Origin of the sequence: Streptomyces sp. 13-12-16 (assembly GCF_002114215.1) — a bacterium.
Classification (GTDB): domain Bacteria; phylum Actinomycetota; class Actinomycetes; order Streptomycetales; family Streptomycetaceae; genus Streptomyces.
In genome coordinates this window covers 1-973 of the sequence record NZ_NCTE01000982.1, presented here as the reverse complement: position 1 = coordinate 973, position 973 = coordinate 1, and the positions used below count along the sequence as shown (strand labels likewise).

Annotated in this window: 1 protein-coding gene; it reads right to left on the bottom strand. The window is 74.5% G+C overall.

The window, feature by feature from the left end:
- Nucleotides 1-85: 85 nt before the first annotated feature.
- A complete protein-coding gene (gene cobF / locus B7767_RS33680) occupies nucleotides 86-859 on the bottom strand; it encodes a precorrin-6A synthase (deacetylating) (RefSeq protein ID WP_179167397.1) in 774 nt (257 codons plus the stop codon).
- Nucleotides 860-973: the final 114 nt, after the last annotated feature.

The window sequence follows — 973 nt, the reverse complement described above, 5'->3', positions numbered from 1 at the left end:
GGACGCCCCCGGCCGGCCGTGAGCGGCAGGCCGTGCCCGGGTGCGCCCCGGCGGGCCGGCGGCCGGGGCGCACCGAACGGGACGCTCAGCCCTCGGCCGGTCTGCGGCGCAGCAGATACGTGTCCATGATCCAGCCCTTGCGCTCGCGGGCCTCCGCGCGGAGCCGCTCGATGCGGGGGGCCGCCTCGGCCAGTGGCCCGGAGACGAGGATCTCGTCCGGCGTGCCGATGTAGGCGCCCCAGTAGATGTCGACGTCCTGGTCGGCGTACGCGCGGAAGCTCTGGTGGGCGTCCAGCATCACCACCACGTCGTCCACGCCCTCCGGGAACCCCTCGGCGAGCCGCCGCCCCGTGGTGATCTGCACCGGGCGGGCGACCCGGTTGAGCCCCGTGCGGTGCCGGGCGACGAGCGCCGACACACTGCTGATGCCCGGTACGACGTCGTAGTCGAAGGCGACACGGCCGCGCTCCAGGATCTCCTCGAGGATGCCGATCGTGCTGTCGTACAGCGCCGGGTCCCCCCACACCAGGAACGCCCCGGTCTGGTCCTCGCCCAGCTCCTCGGAGATCATCCGCTCGTAGATGTCCGCACGGGCGCTGCGCCAGTCCCCGACGGCGGGGGAGTAGGCCGACCCGCCGGCCGTCCGGTCCCGCTCCGGGTCACGTGCCTCGACGACGCGGTAGTCACCCCCCGGTACGTGCGTGTCGAGCATGTCCCGGCGCAGCCGGGTCAGGTCCGCCTTGGCCTCGCCCTTGTCCAGGATGAAGAACACGTCCGTGCTCCGCAGCGCCCTGACCGCCTGCAGGGTCAGCTGGTCGGGGTCGCCCGCGCCGATACCGATGACATGAATCTCTCGCACGCCCCGAGTCTGCCGCACGGCGCCGACGGCCCGTGCACCGCACCCGGCCCCTCCGTCAGGAGGCCCCCCGCAGCCGGGGCGCCCGCGCCCCCGCGTCCACAGGGGCGCCCGCCT